This is a genomic window from Candidatus Halocynthiibacter alkanivorans, assembly GCF_003333265.1.
GTDB lineage: Bacteria > Pseudomonadota > Alphaproteobacteria > Rhodobacterales > Rhodobacteraceae > Halocyntiibacter_A > Halocyntiibacter_A alkanivorans.
Map to the genome: position 1 here is coordinate 50,955 of NZ_QOLB01000169.1, position 16,225 is coordinate 67,179.

Consider the following 16,225-nt stretch of genomic DNA (forward strand, 5'->3'; position numbering starts at 1 on the left):
TCGCGGCCGGGTCGCCGGTGAAGCGTCGGGGCCTTTCGTGCGCGTGGTGCTTCCGGCGCGACGTCCGGAATTTCTGCCTGACGATCTTTAGCCTCGCTGAGGTTTGTCACCCATGTGCCAGTGTTTTTTGCGCACTGGCTGGAATGGGCTGGGAACCCTTAGTTGTCAGGCCGTTGCCTCAGCTCCCCGGTGCTGAAGGCAGGCTGATCCAGGCGCTGTTTTCACGCGAGGAATGCACGCAGGCCTCAATAAAGGCCACGCCTTGCACACCATCTGCAATCGTGGGGAAAATGACGTCATCCGGGACGGCCTGACCGCTGCGCCGCGCCTGGATCGCGCGCGCCGCCTCGGCGTAGATCGTCGCAAAACCTTCAAGATACCCCTCGGGGTGCCCCGCCGGTATCCGGCTGACCCTGGCAGCGGACGGCCCGGATCCGGCACCATTGCGGGTGATCAGTCGTTTGGGCTCGCCAAAGGGCGTATACCAGAGATAATTCGGGTCTTCCTGGGCCCATTCCAACCCGCCTTTCGCGCCATAGATGCGCAGCCGTAGCCCGTTTTCATTGCCCGGCGCCACCTGGCTGGACCATAACATGCCACGCGCGCCTCCCAGGAAGCGCAGCATCACATGCGCATTGTCATCCAGCCGCCGCCCGGCGACAAAGCTCTGCAGGTCCGCCGACAGCGTGTCGACCTGCAGCCCGGTGACAAAACTCAGCAGATTGAATGCATGGGTGCCAATATCGCCGATGCAACCACCCGCGCCAGACCGGGCCGGGTCGGTGCGCCACTGCGCCTGCTGGTTGCCCTGATCCTCCTGCGCTTCCGTCAGCCAGTCCTGGGCGTATTCCGCCTGCACCACACGTAATGCCCCAAGCTCCCCGGCGGCAATCATCTCCCTGGCCTGGCGGATCATCGGGAACCCGGTGTAGTTATGGGTCAGGATGAACAAGGCGTCAGAACTGGCCGCGACGTCTGCCAACTTGTGCGCGTCTTCAAGTGTTGAGGTCAGGGGTTTATCGCAAATGACATGGATGCCGCGTTTGAGAAACTCGCAGGCCGCCGCAAAATGAACGTGGTTTGGAGTGACGATGGACACCGCCTCGATCCCGTCCGGCCGCGCGCTCTCGCGTTCTGCCATGGTGGCGAAGTCATCATAGCTGCGCTCCGGATCCAGACCAAGCGCGCGGCCCGACGCCCGGGCTTTTTCAGGCGTTGAAGACAGCGCGCCGGCAACCAGTTGAAACTGGCCGTCGATCCGTGCCGCGATCCGGTGCACGCCACCAATAAACGCGTCGTTACCACCGCCGACCATGCCAAGCCGGATGGGCCCTGTTTGAAGTTCACTCATAGATTCGCCCGCCATTTTGCCGCCCTCTGTTCACGCTGTGCCCGTATGTGCCTGGTGTCAGATCCCCAACATACGCCGGTTTGCGGCGTCGTCACTGCCAGTATCTGCAAAATCATCAAACGCCTTTTCGGTCACCCGGATGATGTGATCCTTTACGAACTGCGCGCCTTCGCGGGCGCCGTCTTCAGGATGTTTCAGACAGCATTCCCATTCAACCACGGCCCAGCCGTCGAAATCATTGGCGGCCATTTTGGAAAATATCGCGCCGAAATCCACCTGTCCGTCGCCCAGCGAGCGGAAACGGCCGGCCCGGTCGGTCCAGCTCTGGTAGCCGGAATATACACCCTGGCGCCCGGTCGGGTTGAACTCTGCATCCTTGACGTGGAACATTTTTATCCGGTCGCGGTAGATGTCGATATTGTCGAGGTAGTCGAGGCACTGCAGAACATAATGCGACGGATCATAAAGCATGTTGGCGCGGGGATGGTTGTCGACACGCTCAAGGAACATTTCAAAAGTGACGCCGTCATGCAGGTCTTCGCCGGGGTGGATTTCGTAACAGACATCAACACCCATGTTTTCAGCGTGGTCCAGGATCGGTCGCCAGCGCCGCGCCAATTCGTCAAAAGCGGTCTCTACCAGGCCGGCAGGGCGCTGGGGCCAAGGGTAAAGGTATGGCCAGGCCAGGGCGCCGGAAAAAGTCGCATGGGCGGTCAGGCCCAGATTATAACTTGCGGTGATCGCCAGTTTTACCTGCTCAACCGCCCAGGCTTGCCGGGCAGCGGGATTGCCGCGCACTTCGGGAGCGGCAAAGCCGTCAAAGGCTTCGTCATAGGCAGGATGAACCGCCACCAGCTGCCCCTGAAGGTGGGTGGACAGTTCGGTGACCGTGACGCCGTTTTCCTGCGCAATACCCAGGAAATCATCGCAATACTGCCGCGAACTGGCCGCTTTGGTGAGGTCAATTAAACGCCTGTCCCAGCTGGGAACCTGGACGCCTTTATACCCACATTCAGCAGCCCATCTGGTGATGCCTGACCAGGTGTTGAACGGGGCGGCGTCGCCTGCAAACTGCGCCAGAAACAGCGCGGGACCTTTCAAAGTCTTCATCGGACAATTCCTTTTGCGTGGGGGGAAAGGGGCACGAATGCCCCTCTCATTTTCAAAGTCGGGAGGACTTAGAAAGGCGAGTCCGGGAAGTAGAAAGCTTCTGCGTTCTCCGGGGTGATCAGCGTGGCGCCGAGAATGTAGCGCCCGGCAACGGGACCGTTTGACTTGAATGCGGCCACGGTGACATCCATCGCAGTTGCGATCATTGACGGTGGATACAGCACGTCCACGGGGATCAGCTCATCGCCGTCCATGATGCTCTTGATGGTTTCTTTCATACCGGCACCGCCGACCACGAACATGCCGTTGCCATCGCGGCCCGCCTGTTTCAGTGCCGCAACTACGCCGATGGCAATGTCGTCATCCTGAGCCCAGACCGCATCGATATCGGGGAAACGGCTGAGGAAATCCTGCATCACTTCAAAACCGTCATCGCGGTTCCAGTTGGCGTGTTTCTGGTCCAGTACATTGATGCCGGAGCCTTCGATCTCCGCCATGAAGGCATCATAACGTTCGTTGTCGATCAGCGTCGGAATGCCGCGCAGCACAACGATATTATCGCCTTCTTTCAGGCGGGTCTTCATATAGACGGCGGAGACGCGGCCCAGTTCCGGGTTGTTGCCGGCGACATAGATGTCCTCAATCCCCGGCAGGCTGAGGCCACGGTCAACCACGGTGATCAACGCGCCGCTTTTCTTGACGTTCAAAACCGGATCGGTCAGCGGCTCAGATTCAAAGGGCAGGACCACCAGCGCGTCGATCTGGTGGATCGAGACAAGGTCTTCCAGAGCGCTGGCCTGCGCGCTTGGGTCCGGTGAGTTGATCAGGATCAGATCCACATCCGGGTACAGCGCTTCCAGCCGTATCTCCGCTTGCTCGGCGTGCCAGTTCATCCCGGCGGCCCAGGCGTGGGTCGGTGTCGGATAACTCACACCAATCTTGATCGATCTTTCTTGTGCCGTGGCGCCAGAGAAAGCCAGCGCACCGGTCAGGGCGATTGCACCCAGGGTCATAATAGGTTTCATCTCAGTTCCTCCTTGTTGATTGGACGCACCTTTCCTGTCCGGTTGCGCCCGGTTCTTTCGTTCTTTGGAAGGACAGGGTCCTCGCTTCTTAGTGAAACGCTTACGTTTTCTTGCGCCTGGCGCTGCCCCAGTCACCGCGCTGTAACCAAACAGCGATGATGATGATCAGGCCCTGCATCGTGCCGTTCAGATAATTCGAAATAATGTCGGTGAAATTCAGGATGTTGCCGATGGTGGTCAGGATCAGAGCGCCAAGGATGGTGCCACCGACGCGGCCGTAGCCACCTTTGAGCACCGTGCCGCCGATGATCACCGCAGCGATCGCTTCCAGTTCCCACATCACGCCGGTCGAGGCAGATGCGGAGCCCAGCCGTGGCACGTAAATGATCGTCGCCAGCGAGACACACAGCCCCTGGATGACATAGGTCATGGTCTTTATCCGGTCGACTTTGATGGCGGAATATACCGCAACCGCCTCGTTCGATCCGATTGCAGTGCAGTAGCGTCCGAATGCGGTGCGGTTGAGCAGCAGCCAGCCCAGAACCGAAACCACTGCAAAGACCCAGACCGGAATGGGGAGGCCGATAAAGCTGTCGTAATAGATCGGGCGGTAAGTGCCGCGCACCGCGAAATCGAGCGACAGGGTGCCGCCATCGGCAAAATACGTCACCAGTGAGCGATAGATCCCCATGGTGCCGAGCGTCACAATAAAGGCTTCGATCTTACCCTTGGTCGTCAGGATGCCATTGACCCAGCCGGCGCCAAGACCCAGCAGGATGCTCGAACCGGCGCCGATCAACACCGTTGTCACACCACCGCCGAACGTTTCCACGGCGCTGTTCATGATGATGATCATAACACCCGCGATCGCGGCGGCCATGGAACCCACCGACAGGTCGATACCGCCGGCGGTGATAACAAAAGTTGCGCCAATCGCAATAATGCCGATAAAAGCCGAACGCGTGAGCAGATTGGCCAGATTGCCCTCGCTCAGAAAGGCCGGGTTCAGCAAGTATCCGATAATGCAAAGCAGGATCAACGCGATAGCAGGGCCGGCTGTCTTGATGTCAAAGCGCATTTGCTGTCCCTTCTTGCCGCTGTTTGTGGCCGCTGCGGTCATATCGTCGCCTCCTGTTTCAACCCTGCGGCATAACGCACGATTTCGTTTTCGTTGATGTCGTCGCCGGTCAAAACGCCCATGATCTGCCCTTCGCGCATCACCACCACCCGGTGGCTGATGCCAATGATCTCGGGCATCTCTGACGAGATCACCACGACCGACACGCCCTCGGCTGCCAGTGCAGCAATGAAATGGTAAATCTGTTGCTTGGTGCCGACGTCGATGCCGCGGGTGGGTTCGTCAATGATGACAATACGCGGTTCGCTTTCCATCACCTTGGCCAGCAACAGTTTCTGCTGGTTGCCGCCGGAGAGGTCCCCGACTTTGGTTTTGTGATCGAGTGCACGGATGTCGAACCGGCGGATGGCCCGCTCCAGCGCAGCCTCTTCCGCCGCCACGACAATGCCCAGACGGCGGATGAATTTTGGCAGCGACAGCAGGGTGAGGTTCAGCCGCATCTGCTTGCTGAGCAGCAGGCCTTTGGCTTTGCGGTCTTTGGTCAGATAGGCAATACCGGCGTCCCGCGCCGCGGCCACTGAGGCAAAACGGGTCTCTTTTCCATCGACCAGGATCTGGCCGCTTTCAATATGTGTAAGACCACAGATTGCTTCGAACACCGCCGTGCGACCGGCGCCGATCAGGCCGGAAAACCCCAGCACTTCTCCCTTGCGAAGATCAAAAGACACATCACGCACGCCATCGCAGCACAGGTTTTTGACCCTGAGAACACGGTCCGCATCCACGTCGGCCTCTTTCAGGGGCGGATAGAGATCAGAAAGTTCACGTCCCACCATCATCTGTGCCATCGCATCCGGGGTCAGGGCTGCTGCGGGTTTGGTGGCGATCCATTGCCCGTCCCGCAGGATGGTGATGCGGTCGGCAATCTCTTTCACTTCGGAGAGTTTGTGCGACACAAAAACAATGGCCACGCCGGTGGCTTTTAACCGTCTGACCTGGCGGAAAAACAACTCGGTCTCGGCCTGGGTCAACACCGCTGTCGGTTCGTCCATGATAAGGACGCACGCATCACGGCTGATCGCTTTGACGATTTCAACCATTTGTTTTTCTGCAATTGAGAGGTCGGAAATGCGCGCGGTGGGGGCAATATTCAGGCCGACCTCATCCAGATAGCGCTGCACTGTTTGGCGCATTTCATCGCGTTTCAGAATGCCGTTGCGGCTGATCTCGCGGCCAAGAAAAACGTTCTCTTCTACGGTCATCTGTTCGGCCAGGTTGAGTTCCTGGTGGATCAGCACAATGCCCATTTCTTCGGCTTCGCCATTGGCGGGCAGCGATATTTCTGCGCCCTGAAAGCGAATGCTGCCGGAGGTCGGGTTGTGAAAGCCGGAGAGGATTTTCATCAGCGTGGATTTGCCGGCGCCATTCTCGCCAATCAGGGCGTGAACTTCACCGGAACGGATCTGCATGTTGACGCTGAACAGAACCGGGATAGCCCCGAAGGACTTGCTGATCCTGTCGGCTTCCAGCACTGAGTGGTTCTCCATCCGCCCGTCAGGCATCCCGTTCTCCCGTCACAGATTTTCGGCATTTGAACATGCATCCTTCCATCTGTGTAAACCTTTTCACAACTTATGTAAACCTTTACATTGGGGCTGTAAACCTTTTCACCCAGCGGAAATACGGGTATGGTCAGAGATAAGACTACCAAATACAACGTCTAACAAGGCCCCTTGGGTGCTGGATCTGAGGCAAAAACACGTGCAGGACCAATCAAATAAACCGGCGACAATCGAAGATGTAGCGAAGCTCGCAGGTGTGTCCATTGCGACGGTCAGCCGCGCGATTCGCAAACCGGAAAAAGTCGCCGAAAGCACCCGGAAAAAGGTGACCGCCGCCATCGCCAGGACGGGTTACACCGCGAATGCGATGGCGCAGAATTTGCGCATGCAGCGCTCGCGCATGGTCATGGTGCTGACCCAGTCCATTGCCGACCCGAATTTTCCGGGCATCCTGATCGGGCTGGAAAAAGTCGCCAATGAGCGGGGTTACGGTGTTCTGATCGGCAATACCGAAGGCTCAGTGTCGCTGGAAGAAAACCATATGCGCTTCCTGTCCTCAGGCATGGTCGACGGCGTGGTGCTGCTGACCGGCCATTTGCCGGTTGCCGGCTGGGCCAAGTCCCCGGTGGCTTCCTATCCGCCGCTGGTGGCCGCAACCAGCCCTGTCAGCCAGGCAAACGTGACCTTTGTTGGCGTCGATGATGTTGCCGCCTCAAAAATGGCGACCGAATATCTGGTGTCACTCGGGCACCGGGACATTGTCTATGTCTCTTCGGACGGCAGCGATATTGTGTCGGACCTGCGGTATGATGGCTATCGGAAAGGCCTGGCAGAAGCCGCGGCGCCGCTCAGAGACTGGCGCATTGAAGGCGACGGCACCAGTGAAGGCGGGCGGGCAGCGGTGGAACGTCTGTTCATCAAGGACACGCTGCCGACGGCGTTCTTTTGTTACAATGACAACACTGCCATCGGGGTGATCAGCGCCCTGCATTTGCGGGGATACCGGGTGCCCGAAGATTTTTCGGTCATTGGGTTTGACGATATTCCGTTTGCAAACAATATCACCCCCGCGCTTACGACCATCCGCCAGCCCCGCGGTCAGATTGGCGAGTTGGCGATGGGTTTTTTGCTGGACAGCCTGACCGGCGGCGACAGACCTCCGGCGTCAAGCCTGCTGCACGGCGATCTGGTCGTACGTGAGAGTTGCGGGGCGGTGCCCAACCGTTCGCTTCGTCGTGGGGGCCATCCGGGGCCTTCCGCCACCGGCTGAGCCAAATGAATTTGGTGCCTGGCCCGGTCGGCTTTGCAAACCGGGCGGCCACACGATGTGTGCGCAAAAAGGAGACGGCCCGCAGGTCATCAGCGCGGATCTGAGCTGGTCTCCTGCAGCCAGCTTCGGAATTCAGACAGGACAGAGGCTTTGACCGGGACTTTGTGTTCCGGTCCCGGGTAGGCGCCGCTCCCCACTTCGTCCTTGTACGACTGATAGGCTTTGACGCGTGCTTTTTGCAGTTTTTCAAGTTCCGCCTGGAAATTGTCATAGGCTTTTGCGTGGCGTGGTACGTGTCCGCGGGTTTGCCCCAGCACATCCTCGGAAAACAGATATTGCGCGTGACACCCGCTTCCGGCCCCCATCGATATCAAAAACAAAGACGTATGGGCGGCAATTTCGGACGCGATTTCTTCCGGCACGACTTCGATTTCAGCCGCCACTGCGCCGGCCTCTTCCAGGGCGCGGACTTGCTGCCAGACTAGCCGGGCGGTCTCCATCGTTTTCCCAACCGCTTTGAATCCACCGGTCCAGGTTGCCTTTGAGGGAATAAGACCGGTGTGGCCGCAGGCCGGGATGCCTTCTTCCGTCAGGCGGCGGATGGTTTGCGGTCGTTGTGGGCAATAGATCATATCAGCGCCGGCCCCAATCAGCTGAAATGCGGCTCTCAGGCATTCTTCTTCCGTGATGTAGACCCCAAGATCGAGGCCAGGGCAGGCGAACACGGATGGCGCGATTGAACGGAATCCGGGGTTCAGCAGCAAAGACGGCGGCACAGACACCATGTCAATTCCGGCCTGTTCCGCGGCGGCGGCTTCGTCGAGCGTATCGACCCGCAACATCGAAAGCTGTTTTTTACCCCGCAGGGCGCGCAAATCGGCAATTGTCATCGGCTGGGTCATCTATCCGGTCCTCAAAAGTTTTTTCAAATTGCTCTGTGCATCTGCCAGAAGGCGCGGGTCGGGACGGGCGCCGCGCTCGATCAGCATCTCGGCAATCCGGATTTCTTTCGCGACAGAGCCGGAGGGGCCGAGACCACTGGCCGAGACCAGCCGACCGTCATCGTCAAACTGAAACAGGAGTGTGGCGCCGGAGCCTGGTTCCCGCCGCACAAACGGCCGCCCGGGTTGCGGCAACCCCGCGACCTGCAGCGTAAGGTCATATTGCTCGCTCCAGAACCAGGGGGTTTTCTGATATTCCCTGGATGCGCCAAGCATATTCGCCGCCGCATGTTCCCCCTGATCCAGCGCATTGCGCCAGGATTCAAGCCGGACGGGCGCGCCGGTGCGTGGCGAGGGAAAGTTGCAGCAGTCGCCGGCCGCAAAGATGTTCTGATCAGATGTTGCCAGCGTGACGTTGACCGTGATGCCATTCCGCACCTCCAACCCTGCCTGTTCTGCAAGCCCGGTTTCGGGCTCTGCGCCGATGGCGGCGACGATCAGGTCGGCGGTGAATTGCGATCCATCCAACAGGGCAATTGTCCTGTCGGTGATCGCGGTGATCTCCGCGTCAAATTCAAATCTGACGCCTTCATTGCGGTGGCGCTGCACCAGGCGTGCGGCAAGTTCGGGCGGAACCGCACGCCCAAGCGCCGCAGAGCTCACTTCAATTATTGTAACATCAACATCTCCGGCGCGAAGCCGGGCGGCCAGTTCCAGACCGATCAGTCCGGCCCCTATAATGGCGACATGGCTGCCGGGCACTGCGATCGAAGAAATATGCTGTGCATCGGACATCGTGCGCAAAGTGGCCACAGGGGCAGTGGTCGCCAAAGGCAGTCTGCGGGCGCGGGCGCCAGTGGCAAACAGCAGCTTGTCATAGTGCATTATGCGCCCGTCAGCCAGGCGAACAACGCGATCCGCCCGGTCCACCTCAGTCACCTTTGTGCCGAGGCTCAGTGAGATCTCCGCACTGTCCCATTGCGCCTGTGTGGCAATTTCCTTGAGCGGCACGGCGCCACCTGGTCTGCCCTTGGACAGTGGCGGGCGTTCGTAAGGGCGATGTTCCTCCTCGCCCAGCACATCTATCGGGCCGGAATACCCGTTTTCGCGCAGCGCAAACGCGGCGCGGGCGCCACACTCGCCAGCCCCGACAATCACCATGCCTCTGTGTTGGGTCATTGCGCGCCCATCAGCTCGATCAGGACGCGCCCGTTTTCGATCTTCGTTGCATAGGTGCGCAGATTGACACAGACCGGTGCCGCTTTGGCCTCGCCGGTGCGGTAGTCAAAGCGTGCGTTATGTTTGGGGCATTCGATGATTTCATCCATGACCAGGCCATCCGCCAAAGACACTTTTTCATGGGTGCACAGGCCATCAGTGCAATAAAAGCGATCATCCGGGCTGCGGTAAATCGCAAATACCGCGCCGTCATGGTCAAAGCGGATCACATCTTCTTCTTCGATATCGTCGGTCGCGCAAGCGTCAATCCAGCTGGGCATTGGCAGGTCTCCAGGTGTTTTAATTTGGAAGTTTTCGGCGGCTATTGCGCGGCCATGGCGGGTTCAACCTGACCGTGGAACTCGGGTCGGTAGGGGCGTGCCGTTTCGGGCAGGCTTTGTTTGAGGAACCAGTTTTCGTGTCTGAGCTGGCGGCGCAGCACTGGCAGAACTTCACTGTAGGCCTGCCATATTCCTGTGCTGGCGGGTGGCAGGTCGTGTTTAATCGCCGCATGCAGCGCGGGAAGCTGGTGATAGGGCACCATTGGAAACATGTGGTGTTCGATGTGGTAATTCATGTTCCAGTAGATAAAGCGGCTGACCGGGTTCATGTGGACAGTGCGGCTGTTGAGCCGGTGATCCAGCACGTTGTCGGCCAGCCCTGCATGTTGCAACACTCCGGTCATGACGTGGTGCCAGGCGCCGTAAAGCCGGGGCAGGCCTATGACCATCAGTGGCAATATCGATCCCAGCCAGAGGGCCAGCGCGAGCGTTGCCGCGTAAATGATGGTCCAGATCCGCGCCACGAAGATGAGCCTGGCGTGCTCGCTTTGTGGCACATAGGTGGCTTCCTGCGGGTTCAGCCTGCCAGAGGCATTGCGTAGCATATTCCCCATCGCCTGCCACGCATCCACCACGCCAAATAGGTTGAGAATGATCCGCCGCATGGCGGGCGGCCGCATGGCGACAATTTCAGGGTCGCGGCCAACGATCAGCGTATCAGTGTGATGGCGGGTATGGCTCCAGCGCCAGGACACAGGGTTGCGCATCATCATGAAGCTGGCGATCTGATAGACCCAATCATTCATCCAGCGGGTGCGGAAGGCCGTGCCGTGGGAACATTCATGCCACCGCGAATCCGCAGCCGAGCCGTAAAGCACGCCGTATGCCAGCCAGAACGGCACCGACCAGAGGCCTGGCCACAACAAGATGCCAAAGGCGGCAAACAGCAACATGCAGCCCAGCCAGATCACGGTATCGCGGATGGCGGGCTGATCAGAGCGGCGCATCAGCGCTTTCATCTCTTTGCGCGAAATTTCCGAATGATACCATTCTGCTGCGGTAAGACCGGCGTCGACGGCGTGTTGGGCACTCGGACCCAATAAGTCGTAGTCCCGTTTACCTGCTGACATAACCATAGGAACCTAACCTCTCAGAAAACATCACCCGTACTTAGCTGCGTCCTGCTGATCCCGATCATTCGGGCGGTCAGATAACACCAGATACCGGGCCGTAACTTGGTAAAATGAAGATATCATCTGAGGTTGCGAATTCAAATTTTCATGAATTTTCCTATCAATAACTATCATCCTTGATTGGCATTTGTGATATAAACCTATCAGGGATGGTTTCAGAGGAATTAGACATTGGCCAAAAGACCAACGATGCAGGACGTTGCTGACGCAGCCGGCGTGGGGGTGGCAACGGTTGACCGGGTGCTGAACAACCGCGCCGCCGTGCGGACCGCAACCGCCGCAAGCGTGATCAACGCGGCGCAGAAACTGGGCTATTATTCGGTTCCGGTCATTCGCCATCGCCTGACCTCCAAATTGCCCCTGTGCCGGCTTGGCTTCGTTTTGCAGAAGGCGGGTGACAGTTTTTATCAGCAGCTTGCAGAACAGCTGCAGGCCTGCACCGAAAACGCACCGCAGGTGCGCGGGCGTGCCATAATTGAGTTTGTTGACGATTTGTCGGCGGAAAAAATTTCGGCAGCTATGCTGGCGATGCAGGACAGTGTGGATGTGATCGCCTGTGTTCCCATTGAGCACCCGATTGTGTCGCGCACCATTTCAGAGCTGGCAGAAAAAGGCATTCCGGTCGTTGCCCTGCTGACGACGCTGGGCGCACAATCACTTGCCGGATATATTGGCGTCGACAACCGGCAGCTGGGGCGGACCGCCGGTTGGCTGATGTCGCATCTCGTATCCAGTCCGGGCAAGATTGCGGTTTTTGTCGGCAGTCACCGCTATGTCGGCCAGGAGATGAGCGAGATCGGATTCCGCTCTTATTGCCGCGAGAACCCCCGGGGCCATGAGCTTCTTGAAACCTCGATCAATCTTGATGACCCCGCCGTGGCCGAAGGGGTCACGCTTGACCTGTTGCGCAAACATCCTGATCTGGCCGGGATCTATGATGCGGGGGGCGGGCGCGAAGGTATAATCTCGGCGCTTCGCAGTGATGGTCAGGGGCGGAATGTGGCTGTTATCTGCAGTCAACTGACACCGGCGACGCAGTCTGCCCTTATTGACGGGGTGATCTCTGCGGTGCTTTCGCTGCCCGTCAACGCGTTTTGCGCGACCACCGTTGAGACGATGGTGGCCGCCTTTCAGGGCGACCCAAACAAGCATCAGCATCAGCATATCATTCCGTTCGACATCATCACGTCGGAAAACATCAGGTCCTGATGCCAGGCCCCGGGGCAGTGCATGCGGTCCCGGGTTCCGCGGTGTGGGATGGCCGCGACATGCCCCACAGACCATCCGGCAGGTGACCCGGTCCAGGTGGTGGGCAAAGCTCTGACGGGGCTGCAAGCTGAAAACCCGCACTTGTTCCCGCCGCAAAAACGATTCTGTTCCAGCGTTTCCAGCGTTTCCAGCGTTTCCAGCGTTTCCAGCGTTTCCAGCGTTTCCAGCGTTTCCAGCGTTTCCAGCGTCCCGGACCGCATCCCGGGAAGGTCGTGAAGTTTACTTCGTGATATTGGGATGCTTCAGATTGCCCCCGGTTATTACTCTCCCCTCACAAGACCTGTCATAGCCACGACCGCAAATTCAATTGCGGCAAATTTCACCAAGAGCGGAGACCCTGACAGTGGTTTTCTGCCTCTGATGTTCACGCCTGGGAGAATACTGAATGAAACTTACTTCGCTCATTGCCGCCGCCGCGCTGACGGTTGCCGCATCCGGAACCGCTTTTGCTGAGGAATATAAAATTGGCGTTGATGCCAGCTTTCCACCCTTCAGCGAAGTAAAAGGCGACGGCTCGGTTGTCGGGCTTGAGGTCGACTTCATTAACGAGCTGTGTACCCGCATCGATGCTGAGTGCGAGATCGTGCCAATGCAGTTTGACGCGCTGATTTCCGGGCTGCAGGCCCGCAAAATCGATATGATTATCGGCTCGATGTCGATCACCGGCGAACGCGCCAAAGTGATCAATTTTTCCGACCGTTACTACAATGCGCCGATCCAGTTTGTGACCAGGTTTGACGCGCCTTCGGACATGGCGGCCGATGCGGTGATCGGTGTTGAACGCGGCTCCATCAGTGCCACATATGCGGACAACGAGCTGAAGAGCGCGACAGTCAAAACGTATGACGCCCAGCTGGCAGCGATGAAAGACCTGGAAGTGGGTCGCGTTGATTATGTTCTGGGTGATCTGCTGACGATCTACGACTGGCTGGAAGAGGGTGCGAAAGCACAATTCATCCTGACCGGGGAGTCGATTTCTGATCCGGCATTCGTTGGTGACGGCATTGGAATTGGCTTGCGCAAATCCGACGATGAGCTGCTGGCAACCGTCAATGCGGCCATTGCTGGTATCGCGGATGATGGCACATTTGATGAAATCACATCGGACTATTTCCCCTTCTCAATCCGCTGATTGAAGCAAGCAACAAATTAACGTCGCCTCCCGGGTTGGTCCGGGTGGTGACCGAAAGACAGGAGAGAGACGTGTCCGAGAGCCCCGTCAACGTATTGAACGCCACGAATATCCACAAATCCTTCGGCCAGGTGGACGTTCTGCACGGAATTGATCTGCAGGCAGCTGAACACGAGGTGATCAGTGTGCTTGGCAGAAGTGGCTCGGGCAAAAGTACCTTGCTCAGATGCCTGTCCTTCCTTGAAACCCCCAGCGCCGGCCGGATTGAGATTTGTGGCAAGACCATCGATATGGGATCGGTTGCAGACAAGCGGCAACCCTCTGCCAAAGACATACGCGCGTTGCGACGCTCGATCGGGTTTGTATTTCAGTCCTTCAATCTCTGGTCCCACCGGACCGTGCTTGAGAATGTAATTGAAGCACCGATGCATGTGCTCGGCCTCTCCAAAGCAGAAGCGACTGAAAAAGCCGAGGCGCTGCTGCATAAAGTCGGAATTTATGAGCGCAAGGACTACCACCCGAAACACCTGTCGGGGGGCCAGCAGCAGCGGGTGGCAATCGCCCGGGCACTGGCCATGGAACCGGCGCTGCTGCTGTTTGATGAGCCCACCTCGGCGCTGGATCCTGAGCTTGTAAACGAAGTGCTGCAGGTGATGCGCCAGCTGGCAGACGAGGGGCGCACGATGATTGTGGTCACCCATGAAATGCGTTTTGCCCGCGAAGTATCCAGCCGCACGGTGTTCTGCCAGGGCGGGACAGTGGCCTTTGACGCGCCGTCAGAAGACGCGTTCCACCCTGATTTCAATGAAGGCAATTTCAGGCAGTTCATCGCCGCGGGTGGAAACGAGTGATGAACTTTGAAGGCATTATCGAATATTCGCCACTGTTTCTGACGGGCATAGTGACCACGGTCTTGCTGGCATTGTCGTCGCTGGCACTTGGCCTTCTGGGCGGGATATTGCTGGCACTGGCAAAACTGTCCTCCATCTGGCCGCTGCGCGCCCTTGCCAATGTCTTTTCAGATTTTTTTCGCGGTATTCCTGAAATTCTGGTGCTGATGGTAGTGTTCTTCGCGCTGCCTGTGGTGCTGGCGGATCTCACCGGAACCTATGTGGAAATCACCCCCTTTGTTGCCGGCCTGCTGACCCTGAGCATCGCGTTTGCCTCCTTTGCATCCGAAACGATCCGGGCGGCCTTTCAGGCGATTTCAAAAGGCGAGTTGGAGGCGGCAGCGGTCTATGGGTTTTCGGACTGGCAGGTCTTCTACCGGATCAAATTGCCCTTGATGTGGCGCAACGCAGTGCCGGGACTGGGCAATATCTGGCAGACCATGCTGAAAGACACCGCGCTGATCTCTGTCATTGGGTTGTCTGACGTGATGCGGGCGGCAAAGGCCGGTGGTGACGCCTTTCGTGACCCCTTTAGTTTCTTGCTGGTCGCCGCGCTGATCTATCTGGTGATCACTCTGTTCTCCGAAGCTGTTCAGCGCCGTCTCGAAGCACATCTGCGTCAGGAAGCGTGACCATGTCGAATATATTCTCCATAGAACGCCTGCTCAGTATCTACACTGATTACGGATACCTGCTGCTTGAAGGCCTGTATGTGACGGGCTTTGTCTTTGGGCTGGGGCTGATCTTTGCCGCCATGCTGAGTGTGGTTGTCGCCTTTGCCAAACTGTCGGGCAACTGGGCGGTCCGCATGGCCGCCGGTGTCTATGTCACCTTTTTCAGAGGCACACCGCTGCTGGTGCAGTTGTTTCTGATCTACTTCGGCCTGGCGCAGTTTGACCTGTTCCGCGAGTCGTTTTTGTGGGTGGCGTTTTCAAACCCGCTGTTCTGTGCGGTGCTGGCGCTGGCTTTGAATGAAGCGGCCTATATGGGCGAAGTGCTGCGCGGCGGCCTGCTGGCAATCCCCAAAGGCGAAGTCGAAGCGGCGGATGTCTATGGATTTTCCTTTGTCGCCAGGGCCAGACGTATTCTGCTGCCGCAGGCGATCCGGATTGCATGGGGCCCGCTCAGCAATGAGGTGATTTACCTGCTGAAATCATCGGCTCTGGTGTCCACAATCACCGTTCTGGACCTGATGGGGCAGGCGCGTATCATCTCGCTGAAAACCTTTGCGCCACTGGAAACCTATGTGCTTGCAGGTGCCATGTATTACCTGGTCGCAAAACTTTTGTCCTGGAGCTTCAAGCTGGGCGAACGAAAACTGAGCTACTAGGCCGGCGCTCTCCCAATGAGCAGCCGACCCAATCCCAACAGACTCCGCAGGAGAAACCATGTCTGATCAAATCGAAACACGTCTGAAAACACTCGGAATTACTTTGCCCGATCTGGTGGCTCCTGTGGCCAATTATGTGCCCTGGGTGATCAGTGGCAACCTGGTATTCATCTCCGGTCAGATCACCGTGGAAAACGGCGAACTTGCCTATGTGGGCAAGCTTGGCGACAGCGTTTCGACCGAAGTGGGCGTGCGGGCTGCCAACCTCTGCGCGCGCAATCTTCTGGCACAGCTGAAAGCGGCCTGTGGCGGGGATCTGAACCGGGTCAGCCGCGTGGTTAAACTTGGCGGTTTTGTGAACTGCACCGCGGAATTCACCGACCAGCCGAAGGTGATCAACGGCGCTTCTGACCTGATGGTTGAGGTGTTCGGTGATGCGGGACGTCATGCGCGCGCCGCCGTCGGCGTCGCCTCACTTCCGCTCGGCGTCGCCTCACTTCCGCTCGGCGTTTCGGTGGAAATTGACGCCGTTTTCGAAATCGACTGATCCTGGCACGCGTTATCCGCGTACGCTC

Annotated in this window: 16 protein-coding genes; 7 read left to right on the top strand and 9 right to left on the bottom strand. The window is 58.2% G+C overall.

Annotation, left to right across the window (positions count from 1 at the left end; genetic code table 11):
* Window positions 1–178: 178 nt before the first annotated feature.
* From DWA01_RS22520 to DWA01_RS22540, 5 genes are all read right to left on the bottom strand, one after another.
* Entirely contained in the window at window positions 179–1,351 is a 1,173-nt protein-coding gene (locus DWA01_RS22520; RefSeq protein WP_200832649.1) for a Gfo/Idh/MocA family protein, read from the bottom strand.
* A gap of 57 nt (window positions 1,352–1,408) precedes the next feature.
* Complete coding sequence (locus DWA01_RS22525) at window positions 1,409–2,461, bottom strand: sugar phosphate isomerase/epimerase family protein (RefSeq protein ID WP_114288052.1); 1,053 nt, start codon at window positions 2,459–2,461, stop codon at window positions 1,409–1,411.
* Between the two features lie 68 nt (window positions 2,462–2,529).
* Window positions 2,530–3,486, bottom strand: a complete 957-nt coding sequence (locus DWA01_RS22530; RefSeq protein ID WP_114288053.1) for a substrate-binding domain-containing protein — start codon at window positions 3,484–3,486, stop codon at window positions 2,530–2,532.
* Between the two features lie 100 nt (window positions 3,487–3,586).
* A complete protein-coding gene (locus tag DWA01_RS22535) occupies window positions 3,587–4,606 on the bottom strand; it encodes an ABC transporter permease (protein WP_114288054.1) in 1,020 nt (339 codons plus the stop codon).
* Window positions 4,603–6,126 carry a sugar ABC transporter ATP-binding protein gene (locus DWA01_RS22540; protein ID WP_114288055.1) on the bottom strand — a complete coding sequence of 508 codons (1,524 nt, stop codon included), beginning with the start codon at window positions 6,124–6,126 and terminating at the stop codon, window positions 4,603–4,605. Before DWA01_RS22540 ends, DWA01_RS22535 begins: the two co-directional genes overlap by 4 nt.
* Before the next feature lie 199 nt (window positions 6,127–6,325).
* Between DWA01_RS22540 and DWA01_RS22545 the strand changes: the two genes are divergently transcribed.
* Window positions 6,326–7,396, top strand: coding sequence for a LacI family DNA-binding transcriptional regulator (locus DWA01_RS22545; protein WP_235008680.1), 1,071 nt, complete (start codon window positions 6,326–6,328; stop codon window positions 7,394–7,396).
* An 89-nt stretch (window positions 7,397–7,485) separates the two neighbouring features.
* On the opposite strand, the gene DWA01_RS22550 is transcribed toward DWA01_RS22545, so the two are convergent.
* From DWA01_RS22550 to DWA01_RS22565, 4 genes are read right to left on the bottom strand one after another with little or no spacing between them, the layout of a single operon-like run.
* Window positions 7,486–8,298 carry a 3-methyl-2-oxobutanoate hydroxymethyltransferase gene (locus DWA01_RS22550; RefSeq protein WP_114288056.1) on the bottom strand — a complete coding sequence of 271 codons (813 nt, stop codon included), beginning with the start codon at window positions 8,296–8,298 and terminating at the stop codon, window positions 7,486–7,488.
* Entirely contained in the window at window positions 8,299–9,516 is a 1,218-nt protein-coding gene (locus DWA01_RS22555; RefSeq protein WP_114288057.1) for an NAD(P)/FAD-dependent oxidoreductase, read from the bottom strand.
* Window positions 9,513–9,836: a MocE family 2Fe-2S type ferredoxin gene (locus tag DWA01_RS22560; RefSeq protein ID WP_114288058.1), complete on the bottom strand. Its 324-nt coding sequence runs from the start codon at window positions 9,834–9,836 to the stop codon at window positions 9,513–9,515. Before DWA01_RS22560 ends, DWA01_RS22555 begins: the two co-directional genes overlap by 4 nt.
* Window positions 9,837–9,877: 41 nt before the next feature.
* Window positions 9,878–10,972 carry a fatty acid desaturase family protein gene (locus DWA01_RS22565; protein WP_114288059.1) on the bottom strand — a complete coding sequence of 365 codons (1,095 nt, stop codon included), beginning with the start codon at window positions 10,970–10,972 and terminating at the stop codon, window positions 9,878–9,880.
* 228 nt (window positions 10,973–11,200) lie between these two features.
* Between DWA01_RS22565 and DWA01_RS22570 the strand changes: the two genes are divergently transcribed.
* The 6 genes from DWA01_RS22570 (at window position 11,201) to DWA01_RS22595 (ending at window position 16,197) form a co-directional block, all read left to right on the top strand.
* A complete protein-coding gene (locus tag DWA01_RS22570; RefSeq protein ID WP_136057813.1) occupies window positions 11,201–12,238 on the top strand; it encodes a LacI family DNA-binding transcriptional regulator in 1,038 nt (345 codons plus the stop codon).
* Window positions 12,239–12,683: 445 nt separating this feature from the next.
* A complete protein-coding gene (locus tag DWA01_RS22575) occupies window positions 12,684–13,430 on the top strand; it encodes a transporter substrate-binding domain-containing protein (RefSeq protein WP_114288061.1) in 747 nt (248 codons plus the stop codon).
* Between the two features lie 71 nt (window positions 13,431–13,501).
* Window positions 13,502–14,281, top strand: a complete 780-nt coding sequence (locus tag DWA01_RS22580) for an ATP-binding cassette domain-containing protein (RefSeq protein ID WP_114288062.1) — start codon at window positions 13,502–13,504, stop codon at window positions 14,279–14,281.
* A complete protein-coding gene (locus DWA01_RS22585) occupies window positions 14,281–14,952 on the top strand; it encodes an ABC transporter permease (RefSeq protein WP_114288063.1) in 672 nt (223 codons plus the stop codon). The genes DWA01_RS22580 and DWA01_RS22585 overlap by 1 nt, the downstream gene beginning before the upstream one ends.
* Before the next feature lie 2 nt (window positions 14,953–14,954).
* A complete protein-coding gene (locus tag DWA01_RS22590; RefSeq protein ID WP_114288064.1) occupies window positions 14,955–15,650 on the top strand; it encodes an ABC transporter permease in 696 nt (231 codons plus the stop codon).
* A gap of 58 nt (window positions 15,651–15,708) precedes the next feature.
* Window positions 15,709–16,197 carry a RidA family protein gene (locus tag DWA01_RS22595; RefSeq protein ID WP_114288065.1) on the top strand — a complete coding sequence of 163 codons (489 nt, stop codon included), beginning with the start codon at window positions 15,709–15,711 and terminating at the stop codon, window positions 16,195–16,197.
* The last annotated feature ends 28 nt before the right edge of the window (window positions 16,198–16,225 follow it).